Origin of the sequence: Salegentibacter salarius (genome assembly GCF_900168265.1) — a bacterium.
Taxonomy (GTDB): Bacteria; Bacteroidota; Bacteroidia; order Flavobacteriales; family Flavobacteriaceae; genus Salegentibacter; species Salegentibacter salarius.
This window is the reverse complement of record NZ_FVZF01000010.1, coordinates 1-17,285: the sequence shown is the minus strand read 5'-3', so window position 1 is coordinate 17,285 and position 17,285 is coordinate 1. Positions and strand designations below refer to the sequence as shown.

18 protein-coding genes are annotated in these 17,285 nt (G+C 37.8%); 10 read left to right on the top strand and 8 right to left on the bottom strand.

Annotated elements, in window-relative coordinates:
- Nucleotide 1: 1 nt before the first annotated feature.
- The gene (locus B5440_RS07300; RefSeq protein ID WP_070052886.1) at nt 2–595 is read right to left on the bottom strand and encodes a hypothetical protein; all 594 of its coding nucleotides are present in this window, start codon (nt 593–595) and stop codon (nt 2–4) included.
- A gap of 224 nt (nt 596–819) precedes the next feature.
- Between B5440_RS07300 and B5440_RS07295 the strand changes: the two genes are divergently transcribed.
- From B5440_RS07295 to B5440_RS07280, 4 genes are all read left to right on the top strand, one after another.
- The gene (locus B5440_RS07295; RefSeq protein ID WP_070052888.1) at nt 820–2,238 is read left to right on the top strand and encodes a M20/M25/M40 family metallo-hydrolase; all 1,419 of its coding nucleotides are present in this window, start codon (nt 820–822) and stop codon (nt 2,236–2,238) included.
- Between the two features lie 177 nt (nt 2,239–2,415).
- On the top strand, nt 2,416–3,786 hold the full coding sequence (locus B5440_RS07290) for an MATE family efflux transporter (RefSeq protein ID WP_070052891.1): 1,371 nt from the start codon (nt 2,416–2,418) through the stop codon (nt 3,784–3,786).
- Nucleotides 3,787–3,788: 2 nt separating this feature from the next.
- The gene (locus tag B5440_RS07285) at nt 3,789–4,019 is read left to right on the top strand and encodes a hypothetical protein (protein WP_070052893.1); all 231 of its coding nucleotides are present in this window, start codon (nt 3,789–3,791) and stop codon (nt 4,017–4,019) included.
- Nucleotides 4,019–4,588 carry a phosphatase PAP2 family protein gene (locus B5440_RS07280; RefSeq protein WP_070052895.1) on the top strand — a complete coding sequence of 190 codons (570 nt, stop codon included), beginning with the start codon at nt 4,019–4,021 and terminating at the stop codon, nt 4,586–4,588. Before B5440_RS07285 ends, B5440_RS07280 begins: the two co-directional genes overlap by 1 nt.
- Here the strand turns inward: B5440_RS07280 and meaB are convergent.
- On the bottom strand, nt 4,585–5,673 hold the full coding sequence (gene meaB / locus B5440_RS07275; protein WP_070052917.1) for a methylmalonyl Co-A mutase-associated GTPase MeaB: 1,089 nt from the start codon (nt 5,671–5,673) through the stop codon (nt 4,585–4,587). The genes B5440_RS07280 and meaB overlap by 4 nt on opposite strands.
- A gap of 95 nt (nt 5,674–5,768) precedes the next feature.
- Here meaB and B5440_RS07270 point away from each other — a divergent pair, with 95 nt between their 5' ends.
- Nucleotides 5,769–6,203, top strand: a complete 435-nt coding sequence (locus B5440_RS07270; RefSeq protein ID WP_070052896.1) for an organic hydroperoxide resistance protein — start codon at nt 5,769–5,771, stop codon at nt 6,201–6,203.
- A 214-nt stretch (nt 6,204–6,417) separates the two neighbouring features.
- Here the strand turns inward: B5440_RS07270 and B5440_RS07265 are convergent, their stop codons facing one another.
- On the bottom strand, nt 6,418–6,981 hold the full coding sequence (locus B5440_RS07265) for a DUF2911 domain-containing protein (protein ID WP_070052898.1): 564 nt from the start codon (nt 6,979–6,981) through the stop codon (nt 6,418–6,420).
- 243 nt (nt 6,982–7,224) lie between these two features.
- On the opposite strand from B5440_RS07265, the gene B5440_RS07260 reads away from it, so the two are divergent.
- Genes B5440_RS07260 through B5440_RS07245 form a run of 4 tightly spaced genes read left to right on the top strand, consistent with a single transcriptional unit; the run spans nt 7,225 to nt 10,518 of the window.
- Entirely contained in the window at nt 7,225–7,770 is a 546-nt protein-coding gene (locus B5440_RS07260) for an RNA polymerase sigma factor (RefSeq protein WP_070052900.1), read from the top strand.
- Nucleotides 7,754–8,371 carry a hypothetical protein gene (locus B5440_RS07255; RefSeq protein WP_070052902.1) on the top strand — a complete coding sequence of 206 codons (618 nt, stop codon included), beginning with the start codon at nt 7,754–7,756 and terminating at the stop codon, nt 8,369–8,371. The genes B5440_RS07260 and B5440_RS07255 overlap by 17 nt, the downstream gene beginning before the upstream one ends.
- Entirely contained in the window at nt 8,352–9,761 is a 1,410-nt protein-coding gene (locus tag B5440_RS07250; protein WP_070052903.1) for a DUF4097 family beta strand repeat-containing protein, read from the top strand. The genes B5440_RS07255 and B5440_RS07250 overlap by 20 nt, the downstream gene beginning before the upstream one ends.
- 55 nt (nt 9,762–9,816) lie before the next feature.
- Nucleotides 9,817–10,518 (top strand): peptidoglycan DD-metalloendopeptidase family protein, encoded by a 702-nt coding sequence (locus B5440_RS07245; RefSeq protein WP_070052905.1) that lies wholly within the window; start codon nt 9,817–9,819, stop codon nt 10,516–10,518.
- Here B5440_RS07245 and B5440_RS07240 read toward each other — a convergent pair whose 3' ends face one another.
- From B5440_RS07240 to B5440_RS07220, 5 genes are all read right to left on the bottom strand, one after another.
- Nucleotides 10,519–10,995, bottom strand: coding sequence for a DUF4199 domain-containing protein (locus B5440_RS07240; protein ID WP_070052907.1), 477 nt, complete (start codon nt 10,993–10,995; stop codon nt 10,519–10,521).
- Between the two features lie 125 nt (nt 10,996–11,120).
- Nucleotides 11,121–14,480: a preprotein translocase subunit SecA gene (secA, locus tag B5440_RS07235; RefSeq protein ID WP_070052908.1), complete on the bottom strand. Its 3,360-nt coding sequence runs from the start codon at nt 14,478–14,480 to the stop codon at nt 11,121–11,123.
- 88 nt (nt 14,481–14,568) lie between these two features.
- Entirely contained in the window at nt 14,569–14,790 is a 222-nt protein-coding gene (locus tag B5440_RS07230) for a DUF2795 domain-containing protein (protein ID WP_013070580.1), read from the bottom strand.
- A 237-nt stretch (nt 14,791–15,027) separates the two neighbouring features.
- Nucleotides 15,028–15,600: a cob(I)yrinic acid a,c-diamide adenosyltransferase gene (locus tag B5440_RS07225; RefSeq protein ID WP_070052910.1), complete on the bottom strand. Its 573-nt coding sequence runs from the start codon at nt 15,598–15,600 to the stop codon at nt 15,028–15,030.
- A gap of 459 nt (nt 15,601–16,059) precedes the next feature.
- Nucleotides 16,060–16,839, bottom strand: a complete 780-nt coding sequence (locus tag B5440_RS07220; protein WP_141728105.1) for a hypothetical protein — start codon at nt 16,837–16,839, stop codon at nt 16,060–16,062.
- A 197-nt stretch (nt 16,840–17,036) separates the two neighbouring features.
- On the opposite strand from B5440_RS07220, the gene B5440_RS15440 reads away from it, so the two are divergent.
- Nucleotides 17,037–17,285 (top strand): transposase (locus B5440_RS15440; protein WP_143533302.1); only part of this gene is annotated, 249 nt, incomplete at its 3' end.

Sequence of the window (17,285 nt, the reverse complement as noted above, 5' to 3'; positions counted from 1 at the left end):
TTTAATCTTTTGCAGGGGGATTATACCTTAAAAAGTACATAGTATCTCCACTTGGGTGTTGCCATTCGTGAAACAATTCAAACCCAAAGCGCTGGTAAACCAGGGCATTTTTACGCATTCTTGTTTCAGCATAAAGTGGGACCTGATATTCTTTTGCCTGCCTGTAAAATTCGTCTTTCATCTCTTTGCCCACCTGGGTGTCGGCTCCACGAGATTCGGCTAAAATTCCCCAGAACCAGCAATAAAGATATTCCCCATGTTGTGGACGTTGTTTTTTAATATAGTTCTGATTTTTAACAATGCGATATGCATTTTTTATCCCGGTAACATTTAAAACCAGGCCAATTTGCGATCGGATATCTTTTAGGAAATTATCGTCTTTTTTGCTGGTTTTAAATAAAATAGCAATTCCCATTCGGTTTTCAGAAACGATAAGAGCATCTTTTTCAATGGCTTTTTCCACCATATGGGTAGCAAGATATTCAAAACGTTTGTGACGATTTCCACCTTTTTTTACGATATCCATAGAAGATGGAATTTCCTTTAAAAGGCTGGTAACTTTGGTGATGATCTCCTCTTTCTCTACTTTATTCAAACTGCTAGAATTTAGCGGCGAAGATATAAAATTTATCTTTTTTGAAGCTTATTAAAGTGGGCTATAAATTGAATCTGATTTCTTATTTTTCGGGCATATTCTTTGTTTATCTTCTGTAAATTGATTTTTTAAAGTTTCTAATAAAAAATCAAACTATAACTACTAGCTTCTAAAGGAATAATTATTTTCGTAAATAATAGTTTTAAGTAAATCATACCCATAAAATGAAAAAATATATTTTTGCCGGCTTTTCAGTATTATTCAGTCTAAGCTTACTTGCACAGGCTCTAGAAGTAAAGGAAGATTCCCTTAAAATTCGTGAAATTTATGATGCCGCTTTGGTTAAAGGACAGGCTTATAACTGGCTTGATCACCTTTCTAACAATATAGGTGGTAGGTTATCTGGTTCCTTAAATGCGCAGAGAGCGGTAGAGTATACCAAAGCTGAGTTAGAAGAGCTTGGCCTTGATAAAGTTTGGCTGCAACCGGTTATGGTGCCTAAATGGACACGTGGTGCACGAGAACATGCTTATATACAAACCGGCCCGGGAATGACTACAGAAGTTAATATCACTGCTCTGGGAGGTTCTGTGGCTACTGATCCTGCCGGATTAAAAGCCCAGGTAATAGAAGTACAGGGAATTGAAGATCTTGAGAATTATAAAGATGAAATAAAAGGTAAAATAGTTTTTTATAATCGCCCTATGAAGCCTGAACTCATTCAAACTTTTGAAGCATACGGCGGATGCGTAGATCAGCGTTATTCTGGTGCTGAAGCTGCGGCAAAGTATGGTGCCGCCGGAGTGATTGTTCGTTCTTTAAGTCATAAAATTGATAAATACCCACATACCGGATCTATGAGTTATGGAGATTTGCCAGATAGTAAACGAATTCCGGCCGCTGCGATTAGCACCAAAGACGCCGAGTATCTTTCTGGAATTTTAAAACTGAAAAAAGATCTTCAATTTTATTACAAATTGAGTTCAGAAAATCACGGAGATGTACAATCTTATAATGTGATTGGTGAAATTACAGGAAGCGAATTTCCTGAAGAAATTATGGTAGTTGGCGGTCACCTTGATTCCTGGGATCTGGGAGATGGTTCTCATGATGATGGTGCCGGCGTAGTACAATCTATGGAGGTTTTACGTCTATTTAAAGAAACCGGCTATCAACCTAAAAGAACTATAAGGGTTGTGCTTTTTATGAATGAAGAAAACGGTCTACGCGGCGGAAATAAATATGCCGATGTTGCACATAGTAAAAATGAAAATCACATTTTTGCTCTAGAAAGTGATGCCGGTGGATTTACACCACGCGGATTTTCGTTTGATGCCGATGATGCCCAGTTTGCCCAAATTGAAAGTTGGAAACCACTTTTTAAACCTTATTTAATCCATTATTTTGAACAGGGTGGTAGCGGTGCAGATATTGGTCCTTTGAAAAAAGGAGACGTTGTACTTGCAGGCTTAAGACCAGATTCCCAAAGATATTTTGATCATCACCACGCTGCTACAGATACTTTTGAACACGTAAATAAACGTGAGCTAGAGCTGGGTGCTGCCACGATGACTTCACTTATCTATTTGGTAGATAAATACGGAATGAAACATATTAATCTTGAAAAGGACCAGAAACTTTAGGTTTAAAATTTAATTATTCTTTATCCTGTTTTAAATTTTAGTACGGTACACAACCTGGGAGCAAGTTAACGAAGCATTATTATTGAAAAATATAATTTGATTTCCAGGCAAGTCTCTGAGCATTTAATCTCGATTATCGAGTAAAATCATCCTATCTTTGCCGCCAAAATTTATGTTTTGCAATTAAGCGCCTACACTAAAGAATTCAGCAAGAATTTGCATATTGCTTTTCCCGTAATGCTCGGCCAGTTAGGCCATGTATTGGTAGGATTGGTAGATAATTTAATGATTGGGCAATTGGGGCCTGCTCCGCTTGCGGCAGTTTCCCTTGGAAATTCTATGGTATTTATAGCGCTTTCGCTGGGAATTGGTTTTTCTTTTGCGATCACTCCCTTAATTGCCGAAGCAGATGGAGCGGGGGATATTCAAAAAGGCCGCAGTTACTTTCATCACGGCGCTATTTTATGTACTATTAATGGCATTTTTCTATTTATTGCGCTGTTAATTGCGAAACCTGTATTATACTATTTAGATCAGCCGCCAGAGGTAGTAGAACTTGCCATTCCTTATCTTAATATTGTTGCCTTTTCAATGATTCCTTTAATGATATTTCAGGCATTCAAGCAATTTGCAGATGGACTTTCACAAACTAAATATGCCATGTATGCTACCCTAATTGCAAATGTGGTAAACGTGGTATTTAATTATCTTCTTATCTACGGAATCTGGATCTTTCCAAGATTGGAGCTGGAAGGTGCGGCAATAGGGACTTTGATTTCTCGTTTCTTTATGCTCTGGTTTGTTTGGGAAATATTGAGACGTAAAAAGAAATTTGCCGAATATTTTAAATGGGGAAAGAAGGAATCTTTAAATTCTGATGTATTTAAAAGGTTATTAAACCTTGGTTTTCCCACGGCACTACAAATGCTTTTTGAAGTCGGGATTTTTACTGCTACTGTCTTCCTTGCAGGTTTGCTGGGTACGAATCCTCAGGCGGCAAATCAAATTGCGTTAAACCTGGTTTCCATGACATTTATGATAGCCGTGGGGCTTGGTGTAACGGCAACCATAAGAGTGGGAAATCAAAAAGGACTGGCCAACTTTAAAGATTTGCGAAGAATTGCCATGTCTACCTTTTTACTGGTCTTTTTAATTGAAGCGGTCTTTGCCCTTGGTTTTATTCTACTAAAAGATTGGCTTCCTACTTTTTATCTTGATAATGTTGAGGTTATTTTACTGGCTGCACAATTATTAGTGATAGCGGCTTTATTTCAGCTAAGTGATGGATTGCAAGTGGTTATTTTAGGGGCTTTAAGAGGGCTTCAGGATGTAAAGATTCCAACGATTATTTGTTTTATCTCTTATTGGATCATTGGTTTTCCCGTTTCCTGGTATTTTGGAAAAGCAGACAATCTTGGAAGCATGGGAATTTGGTTAGGACTGCTGGCCGGGCTCTCTGCTTCGGCATTAATGTTGTACATTCGATTTCACTATTTATCAAAAAAACTTATTTTGCAAGAGTCAAATCTTGCACAATCAAAAATATAATTATGGATTTTCCTAAATTTTTACTCGGTGACAATACCGAATATCCTACTGCTATTTTCGTAATACATACTGAATTTCCTCGTTTCATTATCAACCTTGAAAATGATGAGGTAGAATGGTTAGAGGAGTTTGACCAGCACGATGAAAAGGAATTGGAAAACGAAACTGAAAACCTTATCAGAGAAGCTTCAGAATTTTACGATAGAGAAATCGCCCGATACGAAGAAGATTAATGGATAAATTAATTGAATTAGATCACCAGTTATTTCTTTGGCTTAACAACCTGGGCAACGAATCCTGGGATTGGATATGGTTGCTTATTACCGATAAATGGACAGCGATTCCATTATATGCTTTACTGCTGTATCTTATTTTTAAGAAGTTCGGTTGGAAACCTAGCTTGATAACAGTGGTTTTTATCACCTTATTAATTACGGCTACAGATCAGTTAGGAAATTTATTTAAAGATGGTTTTGAGCGCCTAAGACCTTGCAGGCAGGAAGGCGTGATGGAATATGCTCGCTTTGTAGCGGTTCGCTGTGGCTCTTACGGTTTCTTTTCTGCTCACGCGGCAAATTCAATGGGAGTAGCGGTATTTTTAGGTTTATTGTTTCGAAAAGTTATTCCAAAAATGATACTTTGGCTGTTAGGCTGGGCGCTACTGGTGGCATATAGCCGGGTTTACCTTGGCGTACATTATCCGGGAGATATTATTGTAGGAATGCTAATTGGTGCACTTTTAGGCTTTATATTCTATAAACTGCACGAGTGGGTGCAGCTTAAAATATTTAAAAACTCTTAAGCGAGATTTTCAAACCTTTCAATTAAAAGGTCTGCAGCGGCAAAGGCTGTGACTTTATTGTTTTCGATTGCTTTTAATTGAATTTCAAGTTCGTTTTTCATCACAGGGTTTTGATAAAAACGATTCTTTAGATGTTCATTTATAGTTTGTAAAAGCCAGTATTTATTCTGCTCTTTTCTGTTTTTCAGGAAAAAACCATTTTCTTTCCCCAGCTTTTCAAATTCTTTAATGAGCTCCCAAACACTGTCTATTCCGGTTTGTTCTAGCGCACTGCTAAGCGCTACTTTTGGTTTCCAACCGCTTTCTTTTGAAGGGTAAAGTTGAAGCGCTCTATTAAACTCCAGTTTGGCTTCGCGGGCCGCTTTTATATTATCACCATCTGCTTTGTTGATTACAATTGCATCGGCCATTTCTATTATTCCTCGTTTTATGCCTTGTAATTCGTCCCCGGCACCGGCCAGTTTCAGCAATAAAAAGAAATCGGTCATACTGTGAACCGTAGTTTCGCTTTGGCCTACACCTACCGTTTCAATTAAGATTACATCAAATCCTGCAGCTTCACATAAAATAATACTTTCACGGGTTTTTTTAGCCACGCCACCTAAAGAAGTTCCGGAAGCTGATGGTCTTATAAAAGCATTTTCTTCTGTTACCAGGTTCTCCATCCTTGTTTTATCGCCTAAAATGCTTCCGTGAGAAACACTACTGCTGGGATCTACGGCTAATACCGCTACTTTTTTACCCTGCTTAATTAAATAGGAGCCAAAGCTTTCAATAAAAGTACTTTTTCCCACGCCTGGTACACCGGTTATTCCAATCCTGATAGATTTCTGGGAATAGGGCAGGGCACCTTCCAAAAGCTGCTGCGCTTTTTCTCTGTGAGAAAATTGATTGCTTTCTACCAAAGTAATTGCACGCCCTAAAGCAGTTTTATTTCCATCTAATAATTGCCGAAGAAGATTCTCTTCTGAAAATTTACTTTTTCGGGAAGCCCTTATCTTTTGAGCCGAATTGGGGTTTACATTCACTGATGCCGGCTTACTGCCCGATTCATGAAGTGCTGATTGATGTTTCTGCTTGCTCAAACTTAGGTTATTTATGACAAATTTATGAATTCGATCTTTGTGAGCCTTATTTTTGCTTGGTATATTCAAGCCTAATTAATATAACTTAAATAACGATGAAAAATTTGTATAAAACAACAGTAACCACCAAAGGAGCAAGAAAAGGCCACGCCAAAAGTGACGATGGGATACTGGATGTAAAATTAAGTATGCCTAAGTCTATGGGTGGAGACGGTGGTAATTTCACTAATCCAGAACAATTATTCGGAGCAGGTTATTCTGCTTGCTTTGGAGGCGCTTTACAGGTAGCAGCCAAGAATCACGATATAGAATTAGGAGAGGACATTAGTGTTAGTGCAGTAGTGAAATTAGGTCTGACTGATGAGGAAGAAAATTTACAACTATCTGTAATATTAGACTGCTATTTACCAGGTGTAGATGTTGAAACCGGTGAAAAAATTGTAAATGAAGCCCACGAAATTTGTCCTTATTCTCGCGCAACGAGAGACAATATTGATGTAACGCTTAATCTTTTAGTAGACGAAGATTAAGGGGAATGTATTTGAAACTTTCTTAATCGTCATGCTGAATTTATTTCAGCATCTAAGTCGCTTTATTGTAGCGTCTAATTTGAAAAGAAGTTCTTTCAATCTAGACCCCCGATAATAATCGGGGCAAGCTCTGAAACGAGTTCAGGGTGACGCTAGGGATTGAAAATAAAAGAAAAACCTCACAGGATGGTAAAACCTGTGAGGTTTTATTGTTTTACGCCTTTTCGGGTTTTATAGGAACGCTGACTAAAGTATTATCCCAGCCGAGTTTCAGTAAAACAAATTCATTCTGTTTATTAAACCTAATTGTGAATTGCTCCAGAGTTTTTCTTAGATTTTGGGTAGGAACTTCTAATACCAATGCATCAGATTTGGGATCACGATACGCTTCTTCTTCCAGATTAATTCCCCACGGGTACATTTTATCATTAAAAATCACTTTCCACGAATTTTCCATCGGGATTGTCCATAAGGTATATTTGCCGGCCTTTAAAAGAGAGCCGTCTACCATAATATCTTTATTGGTTTCAAAGGTAGTAGCTTCATTAGCTCCCGTTCGCCAAACTTCATTATAGGGCACCAGGTTGCCAAATATGTCCCGGTCTTTTTTATAAGGACGGTTATAGAAAACCTCCATTTTTAAGTCTTTCTCAGTATAAGATACCGTGTCTTCCGGGCTGTGAGCTTTTGTATTATAGCGCAGAATCAGTAAAATTACCGTGGTAAGCACCAGAATAATGCCACCCATTTTTAAGAAAGTCTTTACCGGTTTTTTCATTATTACTTCAATTTACAATATCTAATTCAAAAAGCGTGCAAACTTTAATTTTTAAGCATGAAAGCGAAAAAACGTATTTTCAGCTAAAATTAATTGGAAGTTTGCAACATTAGAAAAATATCTTCGTCTTTATAATGAAACCAAGCTGGTAAAAGCCGACTGTTTTGATAACCAACCAAAATGTTTCGTTGCTTGTATCCAGAATATCAAATTCCATTTAATGGATGAAATCAACCATCAAAAATGATACAGCATAAATTAATAGAAGCCTGTAAAAATAATGATCGCCGGGCGCAGCTTAAGCTCTACAATCAATACTGCCAGGGAATGCATTATGTGGCCTTACGTTTTTTGAAAGATCCGTATGAAGCGGAAGACGCGATGCAGGAAGCTTTTATAAAAGCCTTTGCTAAACTGCAACAATTTACTGGAGAAGTCACTTTTGGTGCTTGGCTTAAACGCATTGTAATTAACAAATGCATTGACAAGTTAAAGGCGAAGAAAATGGAGTTAGTGGCCATAAACGAGCAGGTACTAAGCAGCGCAGAAGAAGACGATAATTGGCAGGTAGATGATGGTATTGGGATGGAAGAAATAAAGCAAAGTATGGAAAACCTCCCGGAGAAATATAAATATCCTTTGATGTTGTTCTTAATGGAAGGTTATGATCACGAAGAAATATCAGAGATTTTAAATATCAGTCCGGTAGCCTCGCGGACTTTAGTACACAGAGGTAAGAAAAAATTGCAGCAAGAATTAAAGACTATAAAAAATGGCACAGGATATTAGGGAAATGTTTAAAAATGAAAAGGAGCCCAAACCCAATACATTACCCAAAGGGCACCAAAAACGATTTGAAGATCGTCTTGAGAAGGAGTTTCCGAAGAAAAAAGAAAATAATTCTTTCTTTTTTCTAAAGATCGCAGCCGTGCTTGTTGTAGCGCTGGGAGTAGGATTCTTTTTTCTGAATTCAGGCGGAGATAATTTTAATGGACCTTCAGTGGTCGATACTCCAACTGAAAAATCTTCGGTAGAAAAAGAAGATAATTTAGAACCTTCTGAAAATAACTTTCAACTAAGTGAAGTTTCTCCAGAATTCAAGAAAATTGAAGATTATTATATGGCAAGTCTCAATATTGAACTTTCCAAGATCAATATTACCCCAGAGAATAAAGCGCTTATAGACTCTTTTATGAAGCAAATGGCCGAGCTAGATAAAGAATATCAACGCTTAAACACAGAGATAAAAGAAACGGGACCAAACGAAGAAACTTTAGAGGCAATGATCGCAAACCTTCAATTAAGATTGGATTTGCTGTATAAGCTGAAGAATAAATTAAAAGAAGTCAAACCATCACAAGACAAAGAATATGAAAACTACGAGGTATAATTTAATGTTCGCACTAGCACTTTGCCTTCCGGTAATGCTTGGTGCTCAAACAAATAAGTTGAATAAAACTTATAAAACTTCAGATAATGTAGAAGTTAAAATAGATGCCAGTCACACTAATATCGTGGTAGATTACTGGGATAAAAATGAAGTTCAAATAGAAGCCACTTTAGAAACCGGGGAGGTTGCAAAAGAACAAACGGAAGATCTTCTGGCTGCATGGAAACTGAATACTTCAGGAAGTACTTCTACAGTTAATATTTCTTCCGGTGGCGGGATGCAGTGGAATGGAGATATAGATCTAAGTGGACTGGAAAAGCCGTTGGCCAGCCTTCCGCAGATGCTGGAACCGCTAATGAATAACCTGGTAACACCTTTATTACAAAGTATGGGAGAAAGCATGGGCGAAGGTATGGGAGCACCGCTTCCACCAGAATTTAGTGAGAAAATGGGAAAGATAAAATTTGACTATGAAGCCTATCAAAAAGACGGCGATGAATATCTTGCGAAGTTTGAAAAGGAGGTAGAAGCCAATTTTGGAGATGATTTTGAAAGATCTATGGAAAAATGGGCGAGTCAGTTTGAGAAAAATGCAGAGAAGTGGGAGAAGAATTTTGAAATGAAAATGGAAATAAACGAGGAGGAGCTGGAAAAGTCTATGGAAAAATGGGCAGAGAGCTTTGGGAAGGATATGGAAGCCTGGGGCGAATCGTTTGGCGCACAAATGGAAGCTCGTTTTGGAGAAGGTGAAAATGGAAAAAGTAAAGTGATAGGTTTAAGTAATTCTAAGGCTAAAAAGACCATTAAGGTGAAAATGCCAAAAAACGGGAAACTTAAGCTTGATGTTCGTCACGGAGAGATTAAACTTTCTGGAACCACTAATAATTTACGAGCCGATCTTTCTCACAGTAAACTTAATGCCGATAGGATAAATGGGAAAAATACCAATGTGGAAGCAGCCTACACGCCAGTGAATATCAACTACTGGTCTTACGGAATTATGGATGCTAAGTATGTAAAGAACTTTAAAATTAATAAAGTTAAAAGCATTAAACTTACTTCAAACTCAAGTAATGTGAATATCAACGAGCTGGAAGATACCGGAATCTTATCGGGGAATTTTGGTGAACTGAATATTGCAAGCGTGGGTCCTAATTTTAAGGTTCTGGATATCAATTTAGAGAATAGCGATCTGGAATTAGGTTTGCCTTCTTCGGCGTTTAACTTTATATATAGTGGCACGCAGAGTGATATTAAGCATCCCAATGCTTTAAAGTTAACAAGCAGTGAATCTTACGATAATAAAAAACTTAGCGGGTATCATAAATCAAAAGATGCAGGCGGGAATATTAGTATTAAAGCTAATTTTAGCGAAGTCTTGTTAAATTAGATTTCATACTGTATTTTGCGATCTTATAAGCAACAAAGTGTTTATAAGATCGAATATGGAAACCACCAATTTTTCTGAATTTCTTTCGCAGCTAACTTCCGGGTTTACCCAGGTTTTAGACGTGAATTTAAGGGAAGAAGATTATATCATAATAGATTTATCTGAAGATAATGTAGAGCTCGGGAAAGTAGATGTTTCTTCTTCCCGGGCTTTTTCTAATTATATAGCTGAATATTTAAATGCCTTCGGAAAAAAAGTTGCTTTTGGCGGTTATTCTGAAGTTCGAAAATTATATAAGAGAAGTGAACTTTTTACAGCTTCAGAAGATGAAGATGCTAACAGAAATATTCATTTAGGCCTGGATTTTTGGGCTGATGCCTACACCGATGTTTTAGCGGTTCTGGATGGTAGAATCCACAGTTTTAATGATAATACCAATTTTGGCGATTACGGGCCAACAATTATTCTTGAACATAAATTTGAAGAGAAGAAATTTTATTCTCTCTATGGCCATTTAAGTCGGGCTTCTTTAAAAAATTTAAAGCCTGGCATTTCCATTAAAAAAGGAGAGAAAATAGGTCAGCTGGGAACGGCCGAAGAAAACGGGGATTATGCTCCGCATTTACATTTTCAGATTATAGAGGAGCTGGACGAAAAAATAGGTGATTTTCCTGGCGTAACTTCAAGGAGAGACCTGGACTTTTATTTACAAAATTGTCCAGATCCCAATTATCTACTAAAGCTTAGAAATTCCTGATTATTTCTTTTTTAAAATAAGGGCCGCAATTGCTGCCGTTACGACGCCCATCATTAAAGATCCTGCTATAGATTGCACTATGTAAGAGTTAAGGTTAAAGTAAGCCTCGGCATCCTCGCGGCTCATAGCATTTCTCGCTACACTGCTTTCTATGGCATTGTCAAAAAATTCTGGGGTAATTAGGTAATGAGTAATTAATGTGCCAATAGGCGAGAGGAGCGCAATGACGATACTTAAAATAACTCCGGAAACAAAACCCTGTTTCCAGCTCATTTTTCCGCGGAAAAAATTCTTTCTTTTATCGTGAATGGCAAATAAGTAAATCGCGATTGCAATTAAGCCGAAAAAGTTTGAGTAGATAGGATGTTTGGCTATTAGCACATCGTGCCAGCCCATTAGTTTTTCAAAATACATCCAAAGTAAAGAAGCCGCAAAAAAGATCACTCCCCATTTTATTTCTATCTCGTATTTTTTCATTTTTTTGATTGGTTAGTTGAAAAGCTAATTTACTCAAAAAAATAGGCGAAAAAAGAAAGGGCTGTCTAAAAGCTTCCATATTTCGGAATTTTAGACAGCCCTTTTAAAAGGAATTGAAAATTAGATTATTGGTTTACCACAACCCAATCTCCTTTTTCAATAAGCGGAATCGCTTGTTTATATTTTAAAGTTTTATTTTCTCCACTCATCACATTTTTGATAGTCACTTTATCATTACGCCCAATTTTAGGTTGGTCTCTGGTAATCGTCTCAGTCACCTGTGGTCTACGTTGCTGTTGGGTGTTCCCTGCAGCACGACTTTGAGCGGCTCTTTCATCTATATTAGGAATTTCTTCCTTCTGGGTTTCTACCTTCTCTTTTTTACGTTGTCTTGCTTCGTGAATGTTAGAAACATTTCCTTCTGGAATTTCTCCTTTGAAAAGGAACGAAATCACATCGCGGTTTACCTGGTCCAGCATAGCTTTAAACAATTCAAAAGCTTCAAATTTATAGATCAATAAAGGATCTTTTTGCTCGTGAACAGCCAACTGAACGCTTTGTTTTAACTCATCCATTTTACGAAGGTGAGTTTTCCACGAATCATCTATAATTGCAAGACTTATATTTTTCTCGAAATCTTTAACTAGCTGAACGCCTTCGGTTTCGTAAGCTTTTTCAAGATTAGTAACTACCTGAAGTGTTTTTTGACCATCTGAAAATGGAACCGAAATTCTTTCAAAATTGTTACTTTCATCTTCGTAAACATTCTTAATTACCGGGAACGCTCTGGATGCGCTGTGTTCCATTTTCTGCTGGTAATGCTTATAGGCTTCTTTATAAACAATTCCGGCGATTTTTTGTACGCCCATTTTCTCGAACTCTTCTTCTGAAACCGGGGCACTCATAGAGAAATACCTGATTAGTTCAAATTCAAAATTCTTATAATCCTGGGCAACTTTATTGTTCTCGGTAATCGCTTCAGAAGTATCAAAGATCATGTTAGCGATATCAACTTTGAGCCTGTCGCCAAATAATGCGTGGTATCTACGTTTGTAAATCACCTCACGTTGCGCATTCATCACATCATCATATTCCAGCAAACGCTTTCTTATTCCGAAGTTATTTTCCTCAACTTTTTTCTGTGCACGTTCAATAGATTTTGAGATCATAGAATGCTGAATTACTTCACCTTCTTCCAGCCCCATTTTATCCATTAATTTGGCGATCCTTTCAGAGCCGAATAGACGCATTAGGTTATCTTCCAGGGAAACATAGAACTGAGAACTTCCCGGATCTCCCTGACGGCCTGCACGACCTCTTAACTGGCGGTCTACACGACGTGAATCGTGACGCTCTGTACCTACAATGGCCAAACCACCGGCTTCTTTTACTTCTTTACTCAGTTTAATATCGGTACCACGACCTGCCATGTTTGTGGCGATAGTTACAATACCAGATTTACCGGCTTCAGCAACAATATCGGCCTCTCTTTTGTGTAATTTCGCGTTAAGCACGTTATGCGGAACATTTCTTAATTTCAGCATCCTTGAAAGTAATTCTGAAATTTCTACCGAAGTTGTACCAATAAGTACCGGTCTTCCGGCATTAGAAAGATCTGTAACGTGATCTATAACCGCATTATATTTTTCTCGTTTGGTTTTATAAACCAAATCGTCTTTATCGTTTCTTGCAATTGGGCGGTTGGTAGGAATTTCTACTACATCCAATTCATAGATCTCCCAGAATTCTCCAGCTTCAGTTACAGCCGTACCGGTCATACCCGATAACTTGCTGTACATTCTAAAGTAATTCTGAAGGGTTACGGTAGCAAACGTTTGGGTAGCATCCTCAATCTTTACATTTTCCTTAGCTTCAATTGCCTGGTGCAAGCCATCGCTATAACGACGCCCGTCCATAATACGACCGGTTTGCTCGTCTACGATTTTCACCTTGTTATCTATCACCACATATTCGTCATCTTTCTCAAATAAGGTGTAGGCTTTAAGCAATTGGCGTAGGGTGTGAATACGCTCACTTTTTACGCTGTAATCTCTAAAAAGCTCTTCTTTTTTCTGAGCCTCTTCTTCTTTAGAAAGTCCTTCTTTTTCGATTTTGGCGATCTCCATTCCCATTTCTGGCAATACAAAGAAATCGGCATCTCCATCGGCAGAAAGGTAATCAATACCTTTATCGGTAAGGTCTATTTGATTGTTTTTCTCTTCAATTGTAAAATATAGATCCGCGTCTACTTTAGGCATTTCGCGGTTATTATCCTGCATATAGTGATTTTCGGTCTTTTGCAGTAGTTGCTTTATACCTTCTTCACTAAGGAATTTAATTAGGGCCTTATTTTTAGGAAGCCCTCGGTAAACTCTTAACAATAGAAAAGCACCGTCTTTGGTGTTTCCTTCTTTGATAAGCTTTTTAGCTTCAGCAAAAACCTTGGTAAGATGTTTACGCTGTAATTCTACAATATTAGAAATTGCCGGTTTTAACTCATTAAATTCGTGAACATCTCCTTTGGGAATAGGTCCTGAAATAATAAGTGGAGTACGGGCATCATCAACTAACACCGAATCTACCTCATCTACGATAGCAAAATTATGTGGACGCTGCACCAAATCGTCTGGCGCGTGAGACATATTATCACGCAAATAATCGAAACCGAACTCATTATTGGTTCCGTAGGTGATATCGGCATTATAAGCTTTTCTTCTTGATGCGGAATTTGGCCTGTGGTAATCTATACAATCTACACTTAAGCCGTGAAATTGAAAAATAGGGGCCATCCAGGCGCTATCCCTTTTCGCCAGATAATCGTTTACCGTTACAAGGTGCACCCCGTTTCCGGTTAAGGCGTTAAGGTACATTGGTAAGGTAGCTACAAGGGTTTTACCTTCACCGGTTTGCATCTCTGCAATTTTACCCTGGTGCATTGCTACACCACCAATTAGCTGAACATCGTAATGGATCATATCCCAGGTTACCGGCTTACCGGCAGCATCCCAGGAGTTATTCCAAATAGCATGATCTCCCTCAAGATTTACGTAATCTTTTTCTGCAGAAATCTCGCGGTCAAATTCTGTTGCAGTAACTTTTAATTGCTCGTTATGGAAGAAGCGTTTCGCTGTTTCTTTTACAGTGGCAAAAGCTTCGGGAAGAATATCATTTAAAACACCTTCAGATATTTCATAAGACTTTGCTTTTAAGGCGTCAATCTCTGCATAAATATCCTCATTTCTGGTAATGTCATCACTGGCATCGGCCTCAGCTTCCAGGTCTTTAATTTGTTTATTTATATCTTTTAAAGCTTCAGCGATCTTTGCTTTAAAACTTGTGGTTTTTGCTCTAAGTTCGTCTATAGAAAGGGCTTCAAACTCACCTTCCAGCGCCTTTATCTTATCGACTATGGGTTGTATTTCTTTGACGTCTTTTTTTGATTTATCGCCAACAAATACTTTTAATACAGAATTTAAAAAACTCATAATAGTTTTTGTTTAATACGGGGTTCAAATGTACGCAAAAAAAAAGCCTCACTTTGGAGACTTTTTTCTATTTTTTGCGTGTTGTTATTTAATATTCATCCTCATTCCAAAGATAATCATCGTCAGTTGGATAATCGGGCCAAATTTCCTCAATAGAATCATACGAGTCTCCTTCATCTTCAATTGCCTGCAGGTTCTCAACTACTTCTAGCGGAGCACCGGTTCTAATCGCATAGTCAATTAACTCGTCTTTAGTTGCTGGCCAGGGTGCATCACTTAAATAGGATGCTAATTCTAAAGTCCAATACATGGGTTGATCAGGTTTATTATTTTTGCAAAAATAAATTTTTTGTGGTAATAGCCAAGAAAAAAATCTATTATTTAATCAATACTGTTAAGAACTTACGCTAAAATTATAAATTTTACTCGATAATCGATATTTAAACGCTCTGAGATCTGACACGAAAATATAATGTTATTTCCCATAAATTTCTTCTGAGCTGTTCTGATGTAGTTTTATAAATAATTTTTGCTCGCACCTTGGGTTTTATGATTTTTCTGGAATCCATTTTACCTCTTCGGCCTGTAATCTTTTAGACAACATCCGTGCCAGCACAAACAGGTAGTCAGAAAGTCTATTAAGGTATTGTAATACGGCTTCATCAAAAGCTTCAATTTCGTATAAAGCAGTGGCAAGCCGCTCTGCTCGGCGGCATACGCAACGAGCTATGTGACAGAATGACACGCTTTGGTGTCCGCCGGGAAGAACAAAATGAGTCATTTCTGGAAGTTCTTCATTCATTTTATCCATCTCTTTTTCCAGCAATTCAATATCCTCAGCTGAAATCTTCGGAATGGTTAATCTGTCTTTACCGCTCTTCAATTTTTGCTTTTCGGGATCTGTAGCCAGGGTTGAGCCAATAGTGAAAAGCCTATCCTGAATTCTGCTTAATATTTGCTTGGTATGTTCTCCGGTATCCTGGTCACGAATAAGCCCAATGTGAGAGTTTAGTTCGTCTACCGTGCCGTAACTTTCTATGCGAATATGATGTTTTGGAACTCTCGTACCTCCAAATAGTGCTGTGGTTCCTTTATCGCCGGTTTTTGTATAAATCTTCATATAAAATGTTTTGTTTTTGCGTAATTCACCTGGTGGAATTTATCTTCCAAAGGTAGTAAACGATGAATTAAACCAATATGGAAATCAGGTTTTGGTTTCTGATTTTTCATCATTTCGGCGAGCCATATAGCGCTTTCTGAAGTTTCGGTTTTTGCGTGCCTTGCGGTTCTTTTTGGCCCTGCGGGAATTCCAGATAAAATAAATGAGAAAAACCGCTATGAGCGCGAAGTAAATCCAGGTTTCCTGGTCAAACTCAAACATGATAGGTTGTTAATTTTTTACAAGATAAGAAATTCTTAATTTTTCAGGAATTAAAATCTACTTTTCAAACTTAAGATTGGGAAAAAACCTACGGTTGTGGTATTAGGTGAGTGTTGAAAATCTTTAAGTCGAATTTTATAATAAAGCCTGCCCTAAATTTATCAAGGCAGGCTTTGTAAATAATTTATATAAAATGTTTTAATCTTCTGTTGAGGTAGTCACTTGTGGTCCTATGCCGCTAAGGCTTTGGTTGTATATCCATAATTCTTGTGTGGCACCGTTAGTAATATCCATCCATTCCTGGGCGAAAGTATCAAAGGAACCTGAGCCGTGAACTTCGTCAAATTTCTCTTTAAGTTTTTGATCTTTCCCCAGCCAGGCAAAGTCATCAAAGAAATAGACTACAGATAAATCCTGACCTGATTGAGTAGAGGAGAATTCATTGGTATAAATCCCAAAAGGCGTTTCAGATGATTTTTCCTTGAGAACTTTTGTTACTTTTTCTAATTTAGAAATCATCTCATCATATTTCCCCCTCGCAATATCCCAAACGGTAACTCTTAGTTTACTCATTTCAAAATCTGTTGGGAAGTGAGAGAAATTATTGTGAAATCTCCAGAAAGTTACTTCTTCTTCGCTGGCTAAATAAGGAACTACGTTATTCTCCCAGTCTTCGTCGTGGGCTTCCTGATTTGTACTTGGTGTGTCTAGCGCGCTCCAGGGCATCGGTCCCATAACCGCCATATAGTCGTAGGCGTTTTGGCCATTCATAATATTGAAAATTCGCACACCCATAGCACCTTCGGCATGAAATTGCTCGTTGTGGTTTTTCATTCCTTCGGAAAACTCTTTCGTTTTATCGCTTTTAGCTGAATAAATAGCGCTTCCTACAATGAGGTATTCCTCACTGTTACTTTGTTGATCTTGGGAGAATACTAAAAAAGGGATTAGCATCATCCAGTAGAAAATTGATTTCATAAGCTGTTTTAATTAAGTGTTAGTAATGCAGCTATGATAGATGAGGCTAAAATAAATAGGTATTCTAAGTTACTGAAAAATAGTTAAATATGTCAGTTTATTTGCTCTTTTTCTATTTTGGGAGTAATAAAAAGAGGCTGTCTGAAAAGGCAGCCTTTTTTGTTGTATTATTTTCTGGTTTTTAGTATTTTCATGTAATGAAAGCCAAAGCAGTATTTAAGACCTATGACCAGTCGCAGTTAAGTCTTTTACCTCCCAGTTATGATGATCTGGTCCCTGCCCATCATCCCGTTAGGATCGTCAATACGATTATTGATCAAATCGACATCGCTGACCTGGAGCGAAGTTATAAAGGAGGAGGTACCTCCAGTTACCATCCCCGGATGTTGCTCAAGGTGACCATCTATGCGTACCTTCGCAATATGTATTCCTCTCGTAAAATTGAG